The following is a 293-nucleotide window of genomic DNA, read 5'->3' as shown; positions in this document are numbered from 1 at the left end:
CGGGTAGCGCAGCGACCTCGCAAATCGGATTTCATGTCAAGTGTTTTTTGCATTTTTTTGAAAATATTTATCGCGCAGATGGGTGCCTTCGGTATTTGGAAAAACCCGCGAATGTCTAAAGTTCAGACCCATGATCAAAGGGGTTGATATTTTTTTCGATGGCTTCTGGATGGGTGTAAACCAGAAGTTTCATGCCGGATTCCCGGGCCATGTAATCCCGAAAGAGGTACATCTCCTGGAATTTCCAGCGCGTATCGACATGGAGTAGTGGAAAAGGGGGCGTGGCAGGGTAA

Annotated in this window: 1 pseudogene; it reads right to left on the bottom strand. The window is 47.1% G+C overall.

Annotation, left to right across the window (positions count from 1 at the left end):
• Positions 1-118 precede the first annotated feature (118 nt).
• Positions 119-293 (bottom strand): annotated as a pseudogene (locus tag IV91_RS19870) (phosphoadenosine phosphosulfate reductase domain-containing protein); the annotation flags it as partial.

Source organism: Ferrovum myxofaciens (genome assembly GCF_000735045.1).
Classification (GTDB): domain Bacteria; phylum Pseudomonadota; class Gammaproteobacteria; order Burkholderiales; family Ferrovaceae; genus Ferrovum; species Ferrovum myxofaciens.
The sequence above is the reverse complement of the archived record's forward strand: the minus strand, read 5'-3'. Positions and strand labels throughout refer to the sequence as shown.